The 15,094-nt window shown below is 49.3% G+C and carries 18 protein-coding genes and 1 rRNA gene; all 19 read right to left on the bottom strand.

Features of this window, described 5'->3' with window-relative positions; all coding sequences use genetic code 11:
• Positions 1–72: 72 nt before the first annotated feature.
• The 19 genes from IT084_RS11140 to rrf all read right to left on the bottom strand — a co-directional run bounded on the left by IT084_RS11140 (position 73) and on the right by rrf (position 14,967).
• Entirely contained in the window at positions 73–1,056 is a 984-nt protein-coding gene (locus IT084_RS11140; RefSeq protein ID WP_195712949.1) for a cation diffusion facilitator family transporter, read from the bottom strand.
• A gap of 206 nt (positions 1,057–1,262) precedes the next feature.
• Positions 1,263–1,970, bottom strand: a complete 708-nt coding sequence (locus IT084_RS11135) for a TraR/DksA C4-type zinc finger protein (protein ID WP_195712948.1) — start codon at positions 1,968–1,970, stop codon at positions 1,263–1,265.
• Positions 1,971–1,984: 14 nt separating this feature from the next.
• Positions 1,985–2,284 (bottom strand): DUF5665 domain-containing protein, encoded by a 300-nt coding sequence (locus IT084_RS11130; protein WP_195712947.1) that lies wholly within the window; start codon positions 2,282–2,284, stop codon positions 1,985–1,987.
• 123 nt (positions 2,285–2,407) lie between these two features.
• Positions 2,408–3,271 (bottom strand): protein translocase subunit SecF, encoded by an 864-nt coding sequence (gene secF, locus IT084_RS11125; protein ID WP_195712946.1) that lies wholly within the window; start codon positions 3,269–3,271, stop codon positions 2,408–2,410.
• A gap of 14 nt (positions 3,272–3,285) precedes the next feature.
• Positions 3,286–4,527 carry a protein translocase subunit SecD gene (gene secD / locus IT084_RS11120; RefSeq protein ID WP_195712945.1) on the bottom strand — a complete coding sequence of 414 codons (1,242 nt, stop codon included), beginning with the start codon at positions 4,525–4,527 and terminating at the stop codon, positions 3,286–3,288.
• Positions 4,528–4,548: 21 nt separating this feature from the next.
• A complete protein-coding gene (locus IT084_RS11115) occupies positions 4,549–5,208 on the bottom strand; it encodes an HD domain-containing protein (RefSeq protein WP_243276919.1) in 660 nt (219 codons plus the stop codon).
• A 70-nt stretch (positions 5,209–5,278) separates the two neighbouring features.
• Positions 5,279–5,566 (bottom strand): preprotein translocase subunit YajC, encoded by a 288-nt coding sequence (gene yajC, locus IT084_RS11110; protein ID WP_195712943.1) that lies wholly within the window; start codon positions 5,564–5,566, stop codon positions 5,279–5,281.
• A gap of 103 nt (positions 5,567–5,669) precedes the next feature.
• Positions 5,670–6,782 carry a tRNA guanosine(34) transglycosylase Tgt gene (gene tgt, locus IT084_RS11105; RefSeq protein WP_195712942.1) on the bottom strand — a complete coding sequence of 371 codons (1,113 nt, stop codon included), beginning with the start codon at positions 6,780–6,782 and terminating at the stop codon, positions 5,670–5,672.
• 28 nt (positions 6,783–6,810) lie between these two features.
• A complete protein-coding gene (queA, locus tag IT084_RS11100; RefSeq protein WP_195712941.1) occupies positions 6,811–7,833 on the bottom strand; it encodes a tRNA preQ1(34) S-adenosylmethionine ribosyltransferase-isomerase QueA in 1,023 nt (340 codons plus the stop codon).
• Entirely contained in the window at positions 7,830–9,287 is a 1,458-nt protein-coding gene (locus tag IT084_RS11095) for a SpoIID/LytB domain-containing protein (RefSeq protein WP_195712940.1), read from the bottom strand. Before IT084_RS11095 ends, queA begins: the two co-directional genes overlap by 4 nt.
• An 81-nt stretch (positions 9,288–9,368) precedes the next feature.
• Complete coding sequence (locus IT084_RS11090; RefSeq protein WP_195712939.1) at positions 9,369–9,593, bottom strand: DUF2905 domain-containing protein; 225 nt, start codon at positions 9,591–9,593, stop codon at positions 9,369–9,371.
• 13 nt (positions 9,594–9,606) lie between these two features.
• Positions 9,607–10,149: an epoxyqueuosine reductase QueH gene (locus IT084_RS11085; protein ID WP_195712938.1), complete on the bottom strand. Its 543-nt coding sequence runs from the start codon at positions 10,147–10,149 to the stop codon at positions 9,607–9,609.
• A 12-nt stretch (positions 10,150–10,161) separates the two neighbouring features.
• Complete coding sequence (gene ruvB / locus IT084_RS11080; RefSeq protein ID WP_195712937.1) at positions 10,162–11,193, bottom strand: Holliday junction branch migration DNA helicase RuvB; 1,032 nt, start codon at positions 11,191–11,193, stop codon at positions 10,162–10,164.
• A gap of 40 nt (positions 11,194–11,233) precedes the next feature.
• On the bottom strand, positions 11,234–11,845 hold the full coding sequence (gene ruvA / locus IT084_RS11075) for a Holliday junction branch migration protein RuvA (protein WP_195712936.1): 612 nt from the start codon (positions 11,843–11,845) through the stop codon (positions 11,234–11,236).
• Positions 11,842–12,330 carry a crossover junction endodeoxyribonuclease RuvC gene (gene ruvC, locus IT084_RS11070; protein ID WP_195712935.1) on the bottom strand — a complete coding sequence of 163 codons (489 nt, stop codon included), beginning with the start codon at positions 12,328–12,330 and terminating at the stop codon, positions 11,842–11,844. The genes ruvA and ruvC overlap by 4 nt, the downstream gene beginning before the upstream one ends.
• 65 nt (positions 12,331–12,395) lie before the next feature.
• Positions 12,396–13,025 carry a hypothetical protein gene (locus IT084_RS11065; RefSeq protein ID WP_195712934.1) on the bottom strand — a complete coding sequence of 210 codons (630 nt, stop codon included), beginning with the start codon at positions 13,023–13,025 and terminating at the stop codon, positions 12,396–12,398.
• Between the two features lie 86 nt (positions 13,026–13,111).
• On the bottom strand, positions 13,112–13,849 hold the full coding sequence (locus IT084_RS11060) for a YebC/PmpR family DNA-binding transcriptional regulator (protein WP_195712933.1): 738 nt from the start codon (positions 13,847–13,849) through the stop codon (positions 13,112–13,114).
• 26 nt (positions 13,850–13,875) lie between these two features.
• Positions 13,876–14,607: an NAD(+) synthase gene (gene nadE / locus IT084_RS11055; protein ID WP_243276918.1), complete on the bottom strand. Its 732-nt coding sequence runs from the start codon at positions 14,605–14,607 to the stop codon at positions 13,876–13,878.
• 246 nt (positions 14,608–14,853) lie between these two features.
• Positions 14,854–14,967 (bottom strand): 5S ribosomal RNA (rrf, locus tag IT084_RS11050).
• Positions 14,968–15,094: the final 127 nt, after the last annotated feature.

The following is a 15,094-nucleotide window of genomic DNA, read 5'->3' as shown; positions in this document are numbered from 1 at the left end:
TTCAGTAGCCAATCCTTTTATTAATATAATGTAATACGGGAATCGCGCCAGATTTATAGGGTGGCCACCCCTTTATTTTTTGGCTTCTGGCCCTCTGTGGCAATTTCCGTTGCACGCATCGCACCGGCCGGTTTGTTCATCCGTTTGGCAATAAATGAGCTTAACCCGGCATATCTCGCAGTCCCCTTCCCCGGGAACACACGGCTCAGGGTGAATAACCACTTCAGCACCGGGTATGCGCCGGCTTAGATCATGTTCGATACTATCACATAAAGAATGGGTCGATACTATTTGTTTACCCCGCGGCACAACCAGGCTAAAATCTATGTGCCGCTGGGGACCCGCCTTGCGGGTGCGCAATTTTCGATACTCTACATATTGATCCTCATAAGATTGCAATACCTCCCTGATCACTTTTTCTTCGTGGTCAGGCAGTCGCGCGTCGAGAATACTGCCCATGGATTCCCGCAACAAATCAAATGCCGCCTTTAAAATCAATAATGAAACCCCTATGGCAATGACCGGGTCGATGATGTATAAGCCGGTCAACTTGATAGCGGTAATCCCGGCCAGCACACCCAGCGAGGTTAAAACATCGGTTCTCAAGTGCCAGGCATCGGCGGCAAGCGCGGGTGAATCGGTTTCACGGGCTACCTGCATCAACCGGGATGAAACATAAATATTGGCAAGGGCTGAAATGCCCATAATTATTGCGCCCAAACCCAGGGACTTTACCTCCGTTGCTCCATATAACTTGGGAACGGCTTCCTTAACGATCAACCCCGCCGCGACCAGAATCAACACCGCCTCAATGATAGCAGCCAGGTTTTCAAATTTACCATGGCCGTACCTGTGCCTGTCATCGGCGGGTTTATTGGACTCGTGCACGGAAGCGTAGGCTATCAGCGCGGCCATAAGGTCAAGCCCGGAATGAATAGCCTCCGATATGACGCTGATCGAGTTCATACTAATGCCAACCACCAGCTTGCCTATGGTTAGCACTGAGTTGGAAATGATGGAAAGGCGCGCAACTTTAATTTTCTTTTGCGAATCCATAAAATCCTCCTCAAAATCAATGCCCGAAGGACCTCATCCACCAAGGTCAAGATGAAGTCCCGCGGGCATAACCGCTGCCATACGGCCCGGCTGGTTTTCCGGCCCAGCCTGACTAATAGTTATTAAGTTATCTTTAATATAGCATATGCCCGGATAATAAACAAGGTTCAACTAAAAAGAGGTGTTAATTATTGAATTACTATAGATTAACGACCAGCCTCGTGCTCCAGGCCCACATCGATTCGCTCATCGGGAGCCTTTTCGTCGTCCATCCCCCGGGTACTTTCGTAAATAATACCATCGTCTCCCACCTCGTAAGGGATATGATCCACCAGCTCAGTATAACCTATTGGTTCTTCATCAGCCTCGCCGCCGCCATAATAGGAACCGGCGCCGGAATGGGGGGCGTGTTCCTGCCAGGTGGCTACATCTTGCCACGAGTCCTCGGCGTCATACATGTTTTTACCTGTAGCATCATCAAAAGATTTTGCAAAGGGTGGTTCCAAGAGATCCTCCTCCACCGGGCGCACGTTCACCCTGTTGGAAGCTTCTTCGGCGGCGGCGCGGCAATGCACGCATTGCGTGGTATACGGTATGGCCTCCAGGCGCTCCGGCGGTATCTCCCTGCCGCAATTTTCGCAAACCCCGTATGTACCTTCCCGGATTCTTTGCAGCGCGTGATCAATGGCACGCAGTTTAATCATGGCGCCCTCCCGCAAGGCAAAATCCTTGCTCCGCTCAAAAACTTCGCTTGCCACGTCCGCAGGGTGCTGGTCATAGGTTGAAAGCTCCTCGATGGAATCGGAAAGCGGCACGGCCAGCCCGCCTTCGTCGATATCATCGACTACACGCTGCAGATGTCTTTTTTCATCCTGAAGCTGTTGTTTAATCTTGGCCAGTTGATCTTTGTTCATGTTCTACCTCCGGCTTATTGTTCTCCTAACTGCAATTGCACGATCTTTACCAGGTCGGCGATAAAGTTGCCGATCACGGGTAAGTTGAGGGCCACCAGTTTTTGTAGAATCAGTACGATAATTGCCCCCAAAATCGCAAACCCGACGGCAATTCCAAGCCCCCTGGCAATGCCGCTGATAAAATTTATGTACAGCAACCTGACAGGGTTTTCCAGTAAATCCACATATTCAGCCAGTTTCATTTTTTCCATGTTCATAGCCAATTCTTTAACTCTTTCTTCCAGGGCTTGTAACACTTTTTCTTTAGTCTCCATCGCAATGCTACCTCCAAAACCTGTTTTTAATTTACCCCGACCGGACCCAAAAAATAAACGGGGTATAATACCCCGTATTTTTTAGCCAAACGATTAATGGTTAAAAAGCCGCTCATATTGTTATTACTTGCCCTTATTCTCAAGCAGTTTTAAGTCAACCCAAATAGGGCTTGCGTTGAAGATAGAGGAGTATGCCCCGCTGGTAACCCCTATCAGCATGGCCAGCACAAAGGATTTGATTGTGGTGCCGCCTAGAAAAAACAGTGCTACCAGTACAAATACCACTGTAAGGACGGTATTGATGGAGCGGGTCAGGGTCTGCCACAAACTGATGTTGACCAGGTCTTCCAGGGTCTCCCCTTTTTTCCTCATCTTTAAGTTTTCCCTGATGCGGTCGAAAATGATAATGGTATCGTTAATGGAATAACCGATGATGGTTAAAATGGCAGCCACAAAGGCGCTGTCAACCTCGATTTGGAATATGGAAAAGATACCGATTACAACCAGGGTATCGTGCAACAAAGCCAAAACCGCCGCCACACCTTGCTTAAATTCAAACCGGAAGGTAATATAAACCAGCATCAGCGCCGAAGCTATCACCAGCGCCAGGATTGCCTTGGTTGTAAGTTCCCTACCGATCACCGGGCCCACCCTTTCGTTGCGCAACAACACCATCTGGCCCAGTTTATCCTCCAATGCGGCAATTAATTTGGCGCTTTCCTCCTCGGTCAACTCCCTGGTCCTGATCAAATAAATGTCTTGACCGCTCTTCTGCACGTTACGTGAAGCCCCATAGCCCAAATCTTCCACAACATCCCGCACCTGTTGAATCGCAACATCCCGGCTCATCCTAACTTCCACCAGGTTACCGCCGGTAAAGTCAATGCCCAAATTCAAGCCCTGCAGTACAAGGGAGACCAGGCCGGGGACAATAACAAGCAGTGAAATGATGTACCAGATCTTTCTGTGTTTAATAAAGTGGAACAATTATCCCGCCTCCCTTACGCACCATAGTATTTAACATTTTTGACCAGATTGGTACCGGCGGCCAAGTGCAGCATCCACCTGGTCATAGTGATGGCCGTAAACATACTGGCCATGATACCGATACTCAGTGTAACCGCAAAACCGCGGATCATGCTGGTGCCGAAATAATACAGCACTACGGCAGCGATCAAAGTGGTTACATTGGCGTCGAACACCGCCACAAAACCCCGCTTGAAGCCGGCGTCGATGGCGGATCGTATGCTTTTACCGGACCGCAATTCTTCTTTAATGCGCTCGAAAATGATTACGTTGGCATCCACCGCTATGCCCAATGACAACAGGAAACCGGCTATACCGGGCAAGGTCATGGTGGCATGAATGCCGATAAAGATGCCCAGCACGATCAGCGCGTAAATAATTAGGGCCAGGTCTGCAATGGCCCCGGGAACGCGGTAATACACGATCATAAAAACGAGAATGGCGATTAAACCCACAATGCCGGCGTTGATGGACCGGTCAAGGGAATCCTGGCCAAGCTGCGGCCCCACGGTCCTTTTTTCCATTACATCCAGTTGCACGGGAAGCGCACCGGAACGCAGAAGGATGGCGATTGTGTGCGCCTCTTCCAGGCTCTCATAACCGGTAATTCTGGCCTTACCGTTGGTAATCGGCTCCTGCACAACAGGGTTCTGGAGCAGCCGGCCGTCCAGGTAGATACCGATCGGTTTGCCGACATTGGCGGCCGTGGCCTGGGCGAACTTACGGGTCCCGGCCGCGGTAAAAGTGAGATCCACCTCCACCTGCCCGGAATTCGGATCGCGGCCCTCAAGGGCATCCTTTAAATCTGCACCTGTAACAATTGTCTTACCATCTTCGGTTTTAAACTCCAGGTAAGCCGGCTTGATCATTTCCCGCACTGCTTTTTCCGGATCTTTGATGCCGGCCAGTTCAACGATGATCCTCCGCTCGCCCTGGCGTTGGATCACGGGTTCGGTGACGCCGGTTTGGTTGATCCTGTTTTCCAGCACAGCCACCGCCTTTTTCATGCTGTCCTCGGTGACCTTGGATGTGGGTGTATCCTTCGCCTCAAGCACCACGTGCACACCACCGCGCAGGTCCAGGCCAAGAATAATCTCCTTGCCCCAGGGCAGCCAGCTAATATTCTTGAAGATCGGAAGCGGTGCCGCCGCAGTTAAGCCCACGGATATTACTACCAGCACAATGATAACCAGAGTTAGAATTTTACTCCATCTCATCCGTTCTCCCCCTTAACATAATCACAATAATCTGGCCCCGTTGATTACCAGTTCGAAAGTGCAGTTTAAAAATACCGCCGCCCTTCTGCATAACATCATTCTGGTTAAAAAGATTTCAAAATACTCCATAACCGGTACTATCTCAGTGTTAATTTCCAATTCCATGGTAATGGTCCGCTTTTTTTCATCCACCCAGACAAAGGAATGTTCCACGGCATAATTAACCCGGTCATGAATATCGAAGGTGGCAAAATCCTGGTTGCGTACCCTGGAGCGGTGCACGTCGGACTTATCCGCCATAATCAGCGCCGCCGCCACGGTATTGACGGGTTGTCCATACTGTTCTTCATGATTGGCTATGGCCGAGATAACAGTGGCTACTTCATCGGGATGCATGTTCATTTGCAACAATATAGGACAGCAGATGGTTGCTCCGGAAATACCATGGTCATTACGGCTCACCACGTTGCCGATGTCATGCAGGTAACCGGCTATTGCCGCCAGTTCGGCCTCTCGCTGCTTGTAGTCCAGCTTAAGAAGGATATTTTTGGCAATACTGGATACCAGGTTGACGTGCCGGTAACTATGTTCGGTAAAGCCCATCGCGCCAAGATATTCATTGCCTTTTCTGATAAAACTATCAATAATCGGATTTTTCTTGACATCCTCCAGGGTAACCAAAAAGCCCCCTCCTTGTACCGCAATAAATGCTCTCATTAAAAAGAGTAGACCCGGAGCCTACTCCAAAGTGTTATTCTTTGTCGTTTTCCTCATTTTTATTGGGTATAACCTGGGAAACCGCGTTTTTTAATATTTCAATCCTTACGTTATCGGCCACTTTTAAAATGAGAGTATCTTCCTTAACCTTGATAATGGTGCCGTAAATCCCGCCAATGGTAATTACCCTGTCATTTACTTTTAAACCGCGAACCATTTCGGCGTGCTTTTTCTGGCGTTGTTGCTGGGGTCTGATCATCAGAAACCAAAGCAAGGCAAACAAGCCGACAATATATAAAATGCCCAGCAAAGATTCATTCACACTTTACCCCCCCTTTCCCAGTGATCTCAAAACATAATACTAATTCTGTACAGTTAGGCATTTCCCTTTTTTTATTTTGTTCATGTAAAATTTTGTACGACTATTACTCCAGTTTAAAACGCTGTAGAAATTTGTTCTTGTATTCAACGAAATACCCGCCTGCTATGGCTGCGCGAATTTCTTCCATCAACCTCAGCACAAAATGCAGATTATGCCAGGTGGTCAACCTGATCCCAAGCACCTCGTTTGCTTTAATCAGGTGCCTGATGTACGCCCGGGAATAATTTCTACAGGCGTAGCAACCACATTCGGGGTCCATCGGCCTGAAGTCCCGGGCGTATTCGGCATTTCGCACCACCAGCTTACCGTCCCTGGTAAATACCGTTCCATTGCGGGCAATACGCGTCGGGAGCACGCAGTCAAACATATCCACCCCCCGGGCCACACCTTCCAACAAGCAATCCGGGGATCCCACCCCCATTAAATAACGGGGCTTGTCCGCGGGCATGGCGGGAACTAGATAATCCAGCACCTCGTACATCAACGGCTTTGGTTCCCCGACGCTCAGTCCGCCGATTCCAAAGCCGGGAAAACCCAGTGCGGTGATTTCCGCCGCGCTTTTAAGCCGCAGGTCCCTGTGCACGCCACCTTGAATAATGCCGAACAACGCCTGGTCTTCCCGGTGATGATGCTTCAGACATTGCTCTGCCCAGCGGGTGGTACGTTCGACGGCAGCACGCGCTTCCTCGTAGCTACAGGGATAGGGCGCGCACTCGTCAAAGGCCATCGCCACATCGGCACCCAGCGCCATCTGGATTTCCATTGACTTTTCCGGGCTGAAAAAATGCTCGGAACCATCAATGTGGCTACGAAACGTAACACCCTGTTCCGTTATCCGCCGCAAGGGGCTCAGGCTGAATACCTGAAACCCCCCGCTATCCGTCAGTATCGGGCCGTCCCAGTGCATAAAGTTATGCAACCCGCCGGCCTCGGCCACTATGTCGTGCCCCGGTCGCAGGTAAAGGTGGTATGTATTGCTGAGAATCATCCTTCCCCCCGCCTGGCGCACTTCTTCCGGCGTCATGGTTTTTACGCCGGCCTGTGTCCCAACCGGCATAAATATTGGCGTTTGCACCGTTCCATGAGGTGTCTTCAGTAACCCCAGCCTGGCCCTGCTCCCCTTATCTTCCCCTGTTACCGTAAAATTTATAGCCATTTTTTACCTCTTTTGTTCTGAAATTGATTTAAATAATTAACATGGCATCTCCAAAACTGAAAAACCGGTAGCGCCTGCGCACAGCTTCCTCATATGCCTTGAGCAACCGCTCCCGGCCTACCAGTGCACTGATCATCATCAACAGCGTACTGCGCGGCAAATGAAAGTTGGTCACGATTCCGTCAATAACCCTGAAAGTATAACCCGGATAAATAAAAATATCGGTCCACCCCGAACAAGGACGCAATTCGCCGCCATGCCGTCCCGCTGTTTCCAAACACCTGGTGGTGGTAGTACCGACTGCAATTACCCTCCCCCTTTTGGCCTTTGTTTCATTGATTACCCTGGCCGTATCCGGGGGAATTTCATAATACTCGGCGTGCATCCGGTGCCGGGTAATGTCCTCCACTTTCACAGGCCTGAACGTGCCCAGCCCAACGTGCAATAACACCGGCACTATCGAAGTTCCTTGATCCCTGATTTCTTTTAACAGCTCCGGGGTAAAATGAAGCCCCGCGGTAGGCGCCGCAGCCGAACCGGGATGTCGCGCGTAAACAGTTTGATAGCGCTCTGGATCTTGTGGTTGTTTTTTTATATACGGCGGCAGGGGCATTGATCCCAACCTGTCCAGTACCCGTTCAAACTCGTCTTCGTACTGAAATTTAATTAGGCGCAGGCCGTCATCCAGAATGGCTTCCACCGTTCCGCTCAGTTCCCGTCCAAAATTTATACGGGTTCCGGGAGGGATGCGGCGCCCGGGGCGTACCAGCGCCTCCCAGGTATGCTCGTCCCGGCGGGTAAGCAAAAGCACCTCAATTCTGGTGCCCGTCCCTTCCTTTTCACCCCAAAGCCGGGCCGGGATAACCCTGGAGTTGTTTATCACCAGTACATCCCGCGGTTCAATGTATTCCACAATGTTCCTAAACAGCCTGTGTTCAAGTTCGCCCCCGTTTTTATGCAATACCAAAAGCCTGGACTCGTCTCGTTTGGGTGCTGGTTCTTGAGCAATCAGTTCCTCGGGTAGAAAATAATCGAAATCGGATAATTTCATTGATCCTTCCCTGCGAAAATCATCATCCCGTAATTTGCCACCAGGTCCACGTCTGTATAATAGTATTGCAAAATATCTTGGAAACTATAACCTTTCTCGGCCAGACCCCGGGCGCCCCACTGGGAGAGACCCAGCCCGTGCCCCCAGCCACTGCCGGTAAAAACCACGCCCGTCATTTTACCATCGGGACCAATCTCCTTGTTGATTATAAACAGCGCGCTTTTCAAGCCCAAAACGCTACGAACCCGGTCGGCATTTGAGATGGAAACCCGGGCCGGGTTACCGTCTGCGTCGACCCCCTCGATCAATAACTTCTTAACTCTCTGGCCGGTGGATGTGCGCTCAACTTCAATTAAATCGGTGATGGCGGAAAATTCCTTTAATTCCCCCGGTTGCGCATAGCTTTTCAACTTGTTGTTGACCAGCGTGGTCAATTGTTCAACGGAATAATGAACCGTCCAGTTATAATGCTTATCATTGGCGTCGGCGGGGTCGGGCTTTGCCCGGATATACGCCAGGTAGCTGTTCCAAATATCCTCGCTGTTTTCGGTGAAGCCCCCGCTGGAAGAATGGTAGAACGCCGCAACAGGCTGCTGGTGGTACGCCAGCACCAACCCTCTGGTTTCATCGACGACCCGCGTGGTAACAGGGTTTTCCTTGTTAAAACCGCCGTAAACATGGTTGCTTTGCGTGTCCAGCACGTCAAAACCATACCTGGCATAACTGCCCAACTGGCTGATCAGGTAACTGCGTGCAGCCACTGCCTGGGCTTTCAGCGCTTCCGGCGGAAAAGACGCGGGCATCTCCGCCGGCACCACTCCATACAGGTAATGTTCTACCGGTAATTCATTGATTACCGTCAACCCGCCGCCCGTTGCTCTGACTTCCAAATTACCCCGGTAACGCATAACCTGCCCGTTTTTTTCAAGGCAAATTAAATTTAACTGCCCGCGGGGCAAAGGTTGAACCTGCCCGTTGCCATCCATAAGGTAATAATCCCGGCGGGCGGCATCGATATATTGAACATCACCATTTAAACCGGAGGCAACAGCCATTCCGGATATATCGCCGTTATGCAATAATGTTCCCTTTTCCGCCAGCACGTTAATATTACTGCCGGTTTCTTCAGCCCTGACCGGTCCGCTAAAAATCCCGATTTGGCTGCCGTCACGCAGCACGGCCAGTAACCCTCCGGCATCTTCAATCAACCAGCGGTGTTTACCCCCATCCTCGGCAATTACCCGTCCCGTTTCGATGTCGACCAATTTATATGCCCCTTCGAAACTGAACGAAACCCGGGGGGCATTTTGCATCAATCCCACCCTTACGGTTTCGGGAATTACCCCGGCCTCACCGCCGGCCCTGTCGGCAGGCCAGGTAAACAGCGTGATCAATAACGATATGATCAGCAGGCCAATAGCGCCAGGATTTCTTTTGATTTTCCCCACCGGCATAAAAAAAGAACCTCCCTTTAAGATGCCATATCATGGAAGGTTCGACAAAAAAATTATTATTCCTGCCTGCAGCGAGCTGTTTCACCTTCTAAATATTAGATTTATGATTACGGTTAAAAGCAGGCTTAAAATAATCATGGTGACAACCGGAAAATAAAAAGTAAAGTTGCCCTTTTGAATTAAAATGTCACCGGGCATCCGGCCAAGGCCCGGAATTTTCCCGGCCGCCATTAACAACCCGCCGACAATCACCATGAAAACGCCGAACATCAATATCATTTTGCCTAGATAATAAACGGAATTCATATGGCCACCCTTTTCATTGCTTTTTATTTTTTTTATAATATCTATCTTTTTCGCTGTAAATACAGCCGCAGTATTGCTGCCTGTACATACCAAGCGATCGGGATATTTCCGTTGCTTCGCGGTATCCAGGCCTGAAATCATCGTAGTAAAAGGATACCCCCGTTTCCTCTGCGATGGCCGAGCCGATCTCCTTGATTAAATCATGTTTTTGATAGGGGCTCACCAGCAACGTGGTACTGAACGCATCAAACTTGCCCCGCCGGGCCACTTGAGCCGCCCGGCGCAGGCGCATCGCGTAACAAAAACGGCAACGTACGGTTTCACGATGTACCAATTCCCTCAAGTAGCCTTCCAGGTCATAATCATCCTCAACAATGACCTTAAAATCGTTGTCCCGGGCATATTCCAGCAAAGTATCCTTTCTTTTTTGCCACTCGGTAAAAGGGTGAATATTGGGGTTGTAAAAATAACCGTAAATTAAATGACCGCTTTCCCTCAATTTTTTTAGCGGGTAAATCGTACAGGGACCGCAGCAAGTGTGCAACAATATTTTCACAAATAGCTCCCCTTACCATAATGTATACTGTTTTTCACCGGGCATTTCCACACCCAAATGCCGGTATGCCGCCGGCGTTGCCACGCGGCCGCGCTGGGTTCGGGCCAACAAGCCCAATTGCAGCAGGTAGGGCTCGTAAACATCCTCAATAGTACCCGCTTCTTCACCGGTGGCGGCGGCAATGGTCTCGAGCCCCACCGGGCCGCCGCCGAACTTGGTGATGATTGTGGAAAGCACCCGGCGGTCTGCCTGATCAAGACCTAACGGGTCAACCTCGAAAAATTCCAGAGCATCCACAGCCACTGCCTCATTGATTATTCCGCCCGCTTTCACCTGAGCGTAATCCCGCACCCGCTTCAACAGGCGGTTGGCTATGCGCGGAGTACCGCGGGACCGCCGGGCAATTTCCTCGGCCCCGCCGGCGGTCAAACCAACCCCTAGAATCCGGGCGGCCCTGGTAATAATGGTTACCAGATCCTCAACCCGGTAATAATCGAGCCTGCTGATTACTCCAAACCGGTCGCGCAGGGGTGACGTCATCAAACCGGCCCGGGTGGTGGCGCCGATAAGGGTAAAGCGCGGTAAATCAACCCTGATGGAACGCGCTCCGGGCCCCTTTCCGATGATAATGTCCAGGGCGAAATCTTCCATGGCCGGGTATAGGATTTCTTCCACTGCCCGGCTCAACCTGTGCACCTCGTCGATAAAAAGAACGTCCCCGTGCTGGAGATTGGTTAAGATAGCGGCAAGATCACCGGGACGCTCAATGGCCGGCCCGGAAGTTGTGCGGATACTGACACCCATTTCATTGGCTATGATATTGGCCAGGGTGGTTTTACCCAGGCCGGGGGGGCCGAACAACAGCACGTGATCCAGCGGTTCGCCGCGCTGCAAGGCGGCCTGAATAAATATTTCAATGGTTTCCTTTACCTTATTTTGACCAATGTAATCACATAACTTGCGCGGCCGCAGGTTGGCCTCGGTATCCGTATCCTCTTCACACAAAACCGCGGATATTATCCTTTCTCTTTTTATATCCTCCATATTGCGCCCCGGTTACAAAAAGCAACCGAAGCCGCCCCCCTTACTTCTTCGTTTTATCCAAAAATCGCAGCGCTGTTTTAATAGATTCCGATATACCCGCCGCACCGGATTCTACCGCCTTGTTAACCGCATCGCGGGCCTCGCTCGCGCTGTACCCCAGCGCCAACAACGCAGCCACGGCGTCGTCCGCATCCGGGAATGTGCCGTTACGCACCTGCGGTTGCGGCTGTTCAGTCAGGTTTAAGTTAAACTTCTTAAATTTATCCTTTAATTCCAGCAGTATTCGCTGAGCGGTTTTTTTTCCCACGCCCGGAACCATGGTCAGGGCCGAGGTGTCCTCCAGGGCCAGCGCCCTTCCCAGTCCCTGCGGGGACAAATATGACAGCACGGCCATGGCGGCCTTGGGCCCCACACCGTTTACTCCAAGCAGTAATGTAAAAACACTGATTTCCTCCGGGGACAGAAAACCGTACAGTTGGATATCGTCTTCACGCACGATCATGTGCGTAAATACCTGTATCTCTTGCTCGTTGCTCGGTAACATGGTTTTAAAGGCCGCAGTAACATTAACCCTGTAACCTACTCCGTTTACATCAATTACTACCGCATCCGGTTCAACCATAGCCACCCTGCCCCTGAGAAAAGCTATCATAACAGCGCCCCCAAACCGCTGCAGTTATTTCCATGGCACACCGCCACCGCCAGCGCATCCGCCACGTCATCGGGCCTTGGAATTTCAGCAAGGTTTAAAATGACTCGCACCATATATTGAATCTGTTTCTTTTCCGCTCTTCCATGACCTGCCACAGCCTGTTTAACCTGCAATGGCGTGTATTCATAAACTTCAATTCCAGCCCGTGCCGCGGCCAGCAAAACTATACCCCGCGCCTGGCCAACCACCATGGCCGTCCGGACATTCCGGTTGAAAAATAATTCCTCAACGGCTAAACATTGCGGCTGGTATTTTACAATTAAACCGTCTAATTCGTTAAACAGTTGATAAAGCCTCAAGTAAAGGGGTTTATCCGCCGCGCTGCGGAAACAGCCATACGTAACAGGGTAAAACTTATTGCCGTTGAACTCTACAATGCCGTATCCCGTTATGGCTATACCCGGATCTACCCCCAAAATACGCATTCCCCGTCACTCCTTATTAAATGGTAACACAACTATACATACATAACAACATCTGTTCGATGTCATTATTCATTATACTCATCCAAATTTTCCAGTACATTGTTCATCGTAGTTTCTTCTGGAAACTCGATGGCATTTTTTAATTCGAGCTGCTCACTTTGATTAAGCCTATTAAAATCAGCTGCCTTTCTCAATTGACCAAGTAACGGCTCCGGCAATGCTTCAACTTTAATACTTTCCTCCACGCGCAAAAGTATACCGTCATAGCCCAGCGGACCCTGGTATACGGCCAGCCGCCCGTTATACAGGCCCAAGTGCCTGTATTCCTTATGCATCCCGCATAGCCCGTCCACTTTACGGGTAATTACGATTTCATCACCTTGATCCTCAATTTTCCAGCCGGCCTGTTCGGGGAACTTCATTAGCAACCGGCTGTGGTCCAGGCCAATTAATTCAGAAGGAGCCGGGCCACGGTAGTAAACCTCGACATCCCCGCATGTATACTCGTTTGCCTTTTTTATCGTGGTATACGGCTTTACCACCGAAGTCACCCGGCGGCCCGTAACACTTTCGATGACGGTGGAAACCGGTTTAAGCGCGGGGTCACTTAAAGATACCATAGATACATAAACAACTGCCGCCACAATGATTACTAATAAAATAGCAGAAAATACTCCCAACATCTTTTTGATCATGACAATACCCTCTTTGATCTTTTAACTAGTAGTATTGCCAAACTTTTTACAAAAAATAACAATAGGTTGCCCTCTTGAGCAACCCGTTAATTATCTTCGGCTTCTTCAAAGTTCGTATATACATTTTGGACGTCATCATGATCATCTAGAGCATCCAGCAACTTCAACATTTGCTCTTCCTGTTTGCCGTCCAACCTCACCGTTGTTTGAGGTATCTTGGTAACTTCGGAATGACTTATTTTTATCCCCTCAATTTCAAGTATTTCGCTTATTTTATTTATGTCGTCCGGTTCCGTAATGATTTCAAAACTGTCGTCTTCTTCTTTAACATCGATCGCCCCCGCATCAAGAGCGGTAAGCAATAATTCATCAGCATCCATATTCAGATTGTTTTTTTCGATAACCAGCAATCCCTTGGTATCAAACATCCATGAAACACAACCCGTTTCCCCGAGGTTGCCACCGTACTTGGAAAAAAGATGTCTTATTTCACCCGCGGTACGATTGCGGTTATCCGTCATTATATCCATCATTACAGCCACTCCGCCCGGGCCGTAACCTTCATAAGTCAACTCTTCATAATTTACCCCGCTTAGTTCCCCAGTGCCCCTTTGAATGGCGCGCTGGATGTTTTCATTTGGGATATTGGCATCTTTAGCTCTGGCAATGGCATTTTTCAACCTTATGTTTGCTTCCGGATCTCCACCGCCTTGTCTTGCTGCCACTATGATTTCTTTAGCCAGCTTGGTGAATATTTTTCCCCTTTGAGCATCAACCTTAGCCTTTTTTCTTTTTATAGTTGACCATTTAGAGTGCCCGGACATTAGCTCATCTCCTTTCCGTTTTTAAACTATAATTGTACTGGTGGTATAGCAGGCAGTTGTTTTTTATGCAAACTTTTTCTTGCCATCTCATCCACAATTTTTCGCACTCGATCGCTGGCCTGACCGGTCAAAATGTAGTTATCAAGTTCATCATAGGTAATGCCCATCTCGGATTCATCGTTTTGCCCCCTCCATAAACCGGCGGAGGGTGGTTTATTTATTATCGTTTCGGGAATACCAAGCAACCGGGCCAGTTCCCTAACCTCTTTTTTAACCAAATTAGCTATAGGAAGTAAATCCACGCCGCCGTCCCCGTACTTGGTGAAATAACCCACAGTTAACTCGCTGCGATTACCCGTTCCCACCACAAGGCCCTGCATTCTGGCGGCATAAAAGTATAGCGTGGTCATTCTCAATCTAGGTTTTATGTTTGCAATAGTTATATCCTGTTTACCGGGATCGTACTCTTCACCTGTCAACAGCATAACCATTTTTGCAAATACTTCGTCCAAAACCACCTTTTTATACTTTATGCCTATTGTTTTTGCCAATAGTTCGGCATGTTCGGCATCTTGTGGGTCACTATAGCAAGGCATAATAACGCCCAGCGTTGTATCGGGGCACACGTTTTTGCATAATGCCGCCGTTACAGCCGAGTCAATACCTCCGCTTAATCCCACGACAAGACCCCTGGCACCTCTATCCTGTACCTGTTTCCTTAACCAGTCTTCAATTTTCTTTGCCAGGTTGTCAGCCAACCTACTCTCCTCCAATCCATAAGATAAGTATGGATAATAAAGCATTGATACTTGTGATAAATAAGCTATCTATACACGTACGTTTATATCTTATCACATTATCGCATTTTATCAAATCCAGTTGACGAGGTCGCATTTTATATTTTCTTGGCATTAATCCCTTCCTGGTATCTAATGAATTTTTTATACAACGCTGTTCTTTAAATACAATAACCCTCCGGTTTACCCGGAGGGTTTCAAAATTTATTCCGGCAACGACCTACTCTCCCGGGGACAAACCCCAGTACCATCGGCGCTGGAGAGCTTAACTTCCGTGTTCGGGATGGGAACGGGTGTATCCTCTCCGCTATGGTCACCGGAAATTCCCTCAAAACTGCACAGCTTTTAGTTAGCACAAGTAAAATCTATTTATCAGTGGTAGTTTGTTTTGGTTGTTTTACCAACCACCAACCACTCACCACTAACCACCAATCAGGTCAAGCCCTCG

Source organism: Desulfallas sp. Bu1-1, from assembly GCF_015594625.1.
Classification (GTDB): domain Bacteria; phylum Bacillota; class Desulfotomaculia; order Desulfotomaculales; family Desulfallaceae; genus JADNRQ01.
This window is presented reverse-complemented; position numbering and strand designations above follow the sequence as displayed.

Coding starts and splice junctions, on each gene's coding strand:
- IT084_RS11140 (WP_195712949.1), bottom strand. CDS start 1,056: ATGGATTCGCAAAAGAAAATTAAAGTTGCGCGCCTTTCCATCATTTCC.
- IT084_RS11135 (WP_195712948.1), bottom strand. CDS start 1,970: ATGAACAAAGATCAACTGGCCAAGATTAAACAACAGCTTCAGGATGAA.
- IT084_RS11130 (WP_195712947.1), bottom strand. CDS start 2,284: ATGGAGACTAAAGAAAAAGTGTTACAAGCCCTGGAAGAAAGAGTTAAA.
- secD (WP_195712945.1), bottom strand. CDS start 4,527: ATGAGATGGAGTAAAATTCTAACTCTGGTTATCATTGTGCTGGTAGTA.
- tgt (WP_195712942.1), bottom strand. CDS start 6,782: ATGGCTATAAATTTTACGGTAACAGGGGAAGATAAGGGGAGCAGGGCC.
- queA (WP_195712941.1), bottom strand. CDS start 7,833: ATGAAATTATCCGATTTCGATTATTTTCTACCCGAGGAACTGATTGCT.
- IT084_RS11095 (WP_195712940.1), bottom strand. CDS start 9,287: ATGCCGGTGGGGAAAATCAAAAGAAATCCTGGCGCTATTGGCCTGCTG.
- IT084_RS11090 (WP_195712939.1), bottom strand. CDS start 9,593: ATGAATTCCGTTTATTATCTAGGCAAAATGATATTGATGTTCGGCGTT.
- ruvB (WP_195712937.1), bottom strand. CDS start 11,193: ATGGAGGATATAAAAAGAGAAAGGATAATATCCGCGGTTTTGTGTGAA.
- ruvA (WP_195712936.1), bottom strand. CDS start 11,845: ATGATAGCTTTTCTCAGGGGCAGGGTGGCTATGGTTGAACCGGATGCG.
- ruvC (WP_195712935.1), bottom strand. CDS start 12,330: ATGCGTATTTTGGGGGTAGATCCGGGTATAGCCATAACGGGATACGGC.
- IT084_RS11065 (WP_195712934.1), bottom strand. CDS start 13,025: ATGATCAAAAAGATGTTGGGAGTATTTTCTGCTATTTTATTAGTAATC.
- IT084_RS11060 (WP_195712933.1), bottom strand. CDS start 13,849: ATGTCCGGGCACTCTAAATGGTCAACTATAAAAAGAAAAAAGGCTAAG.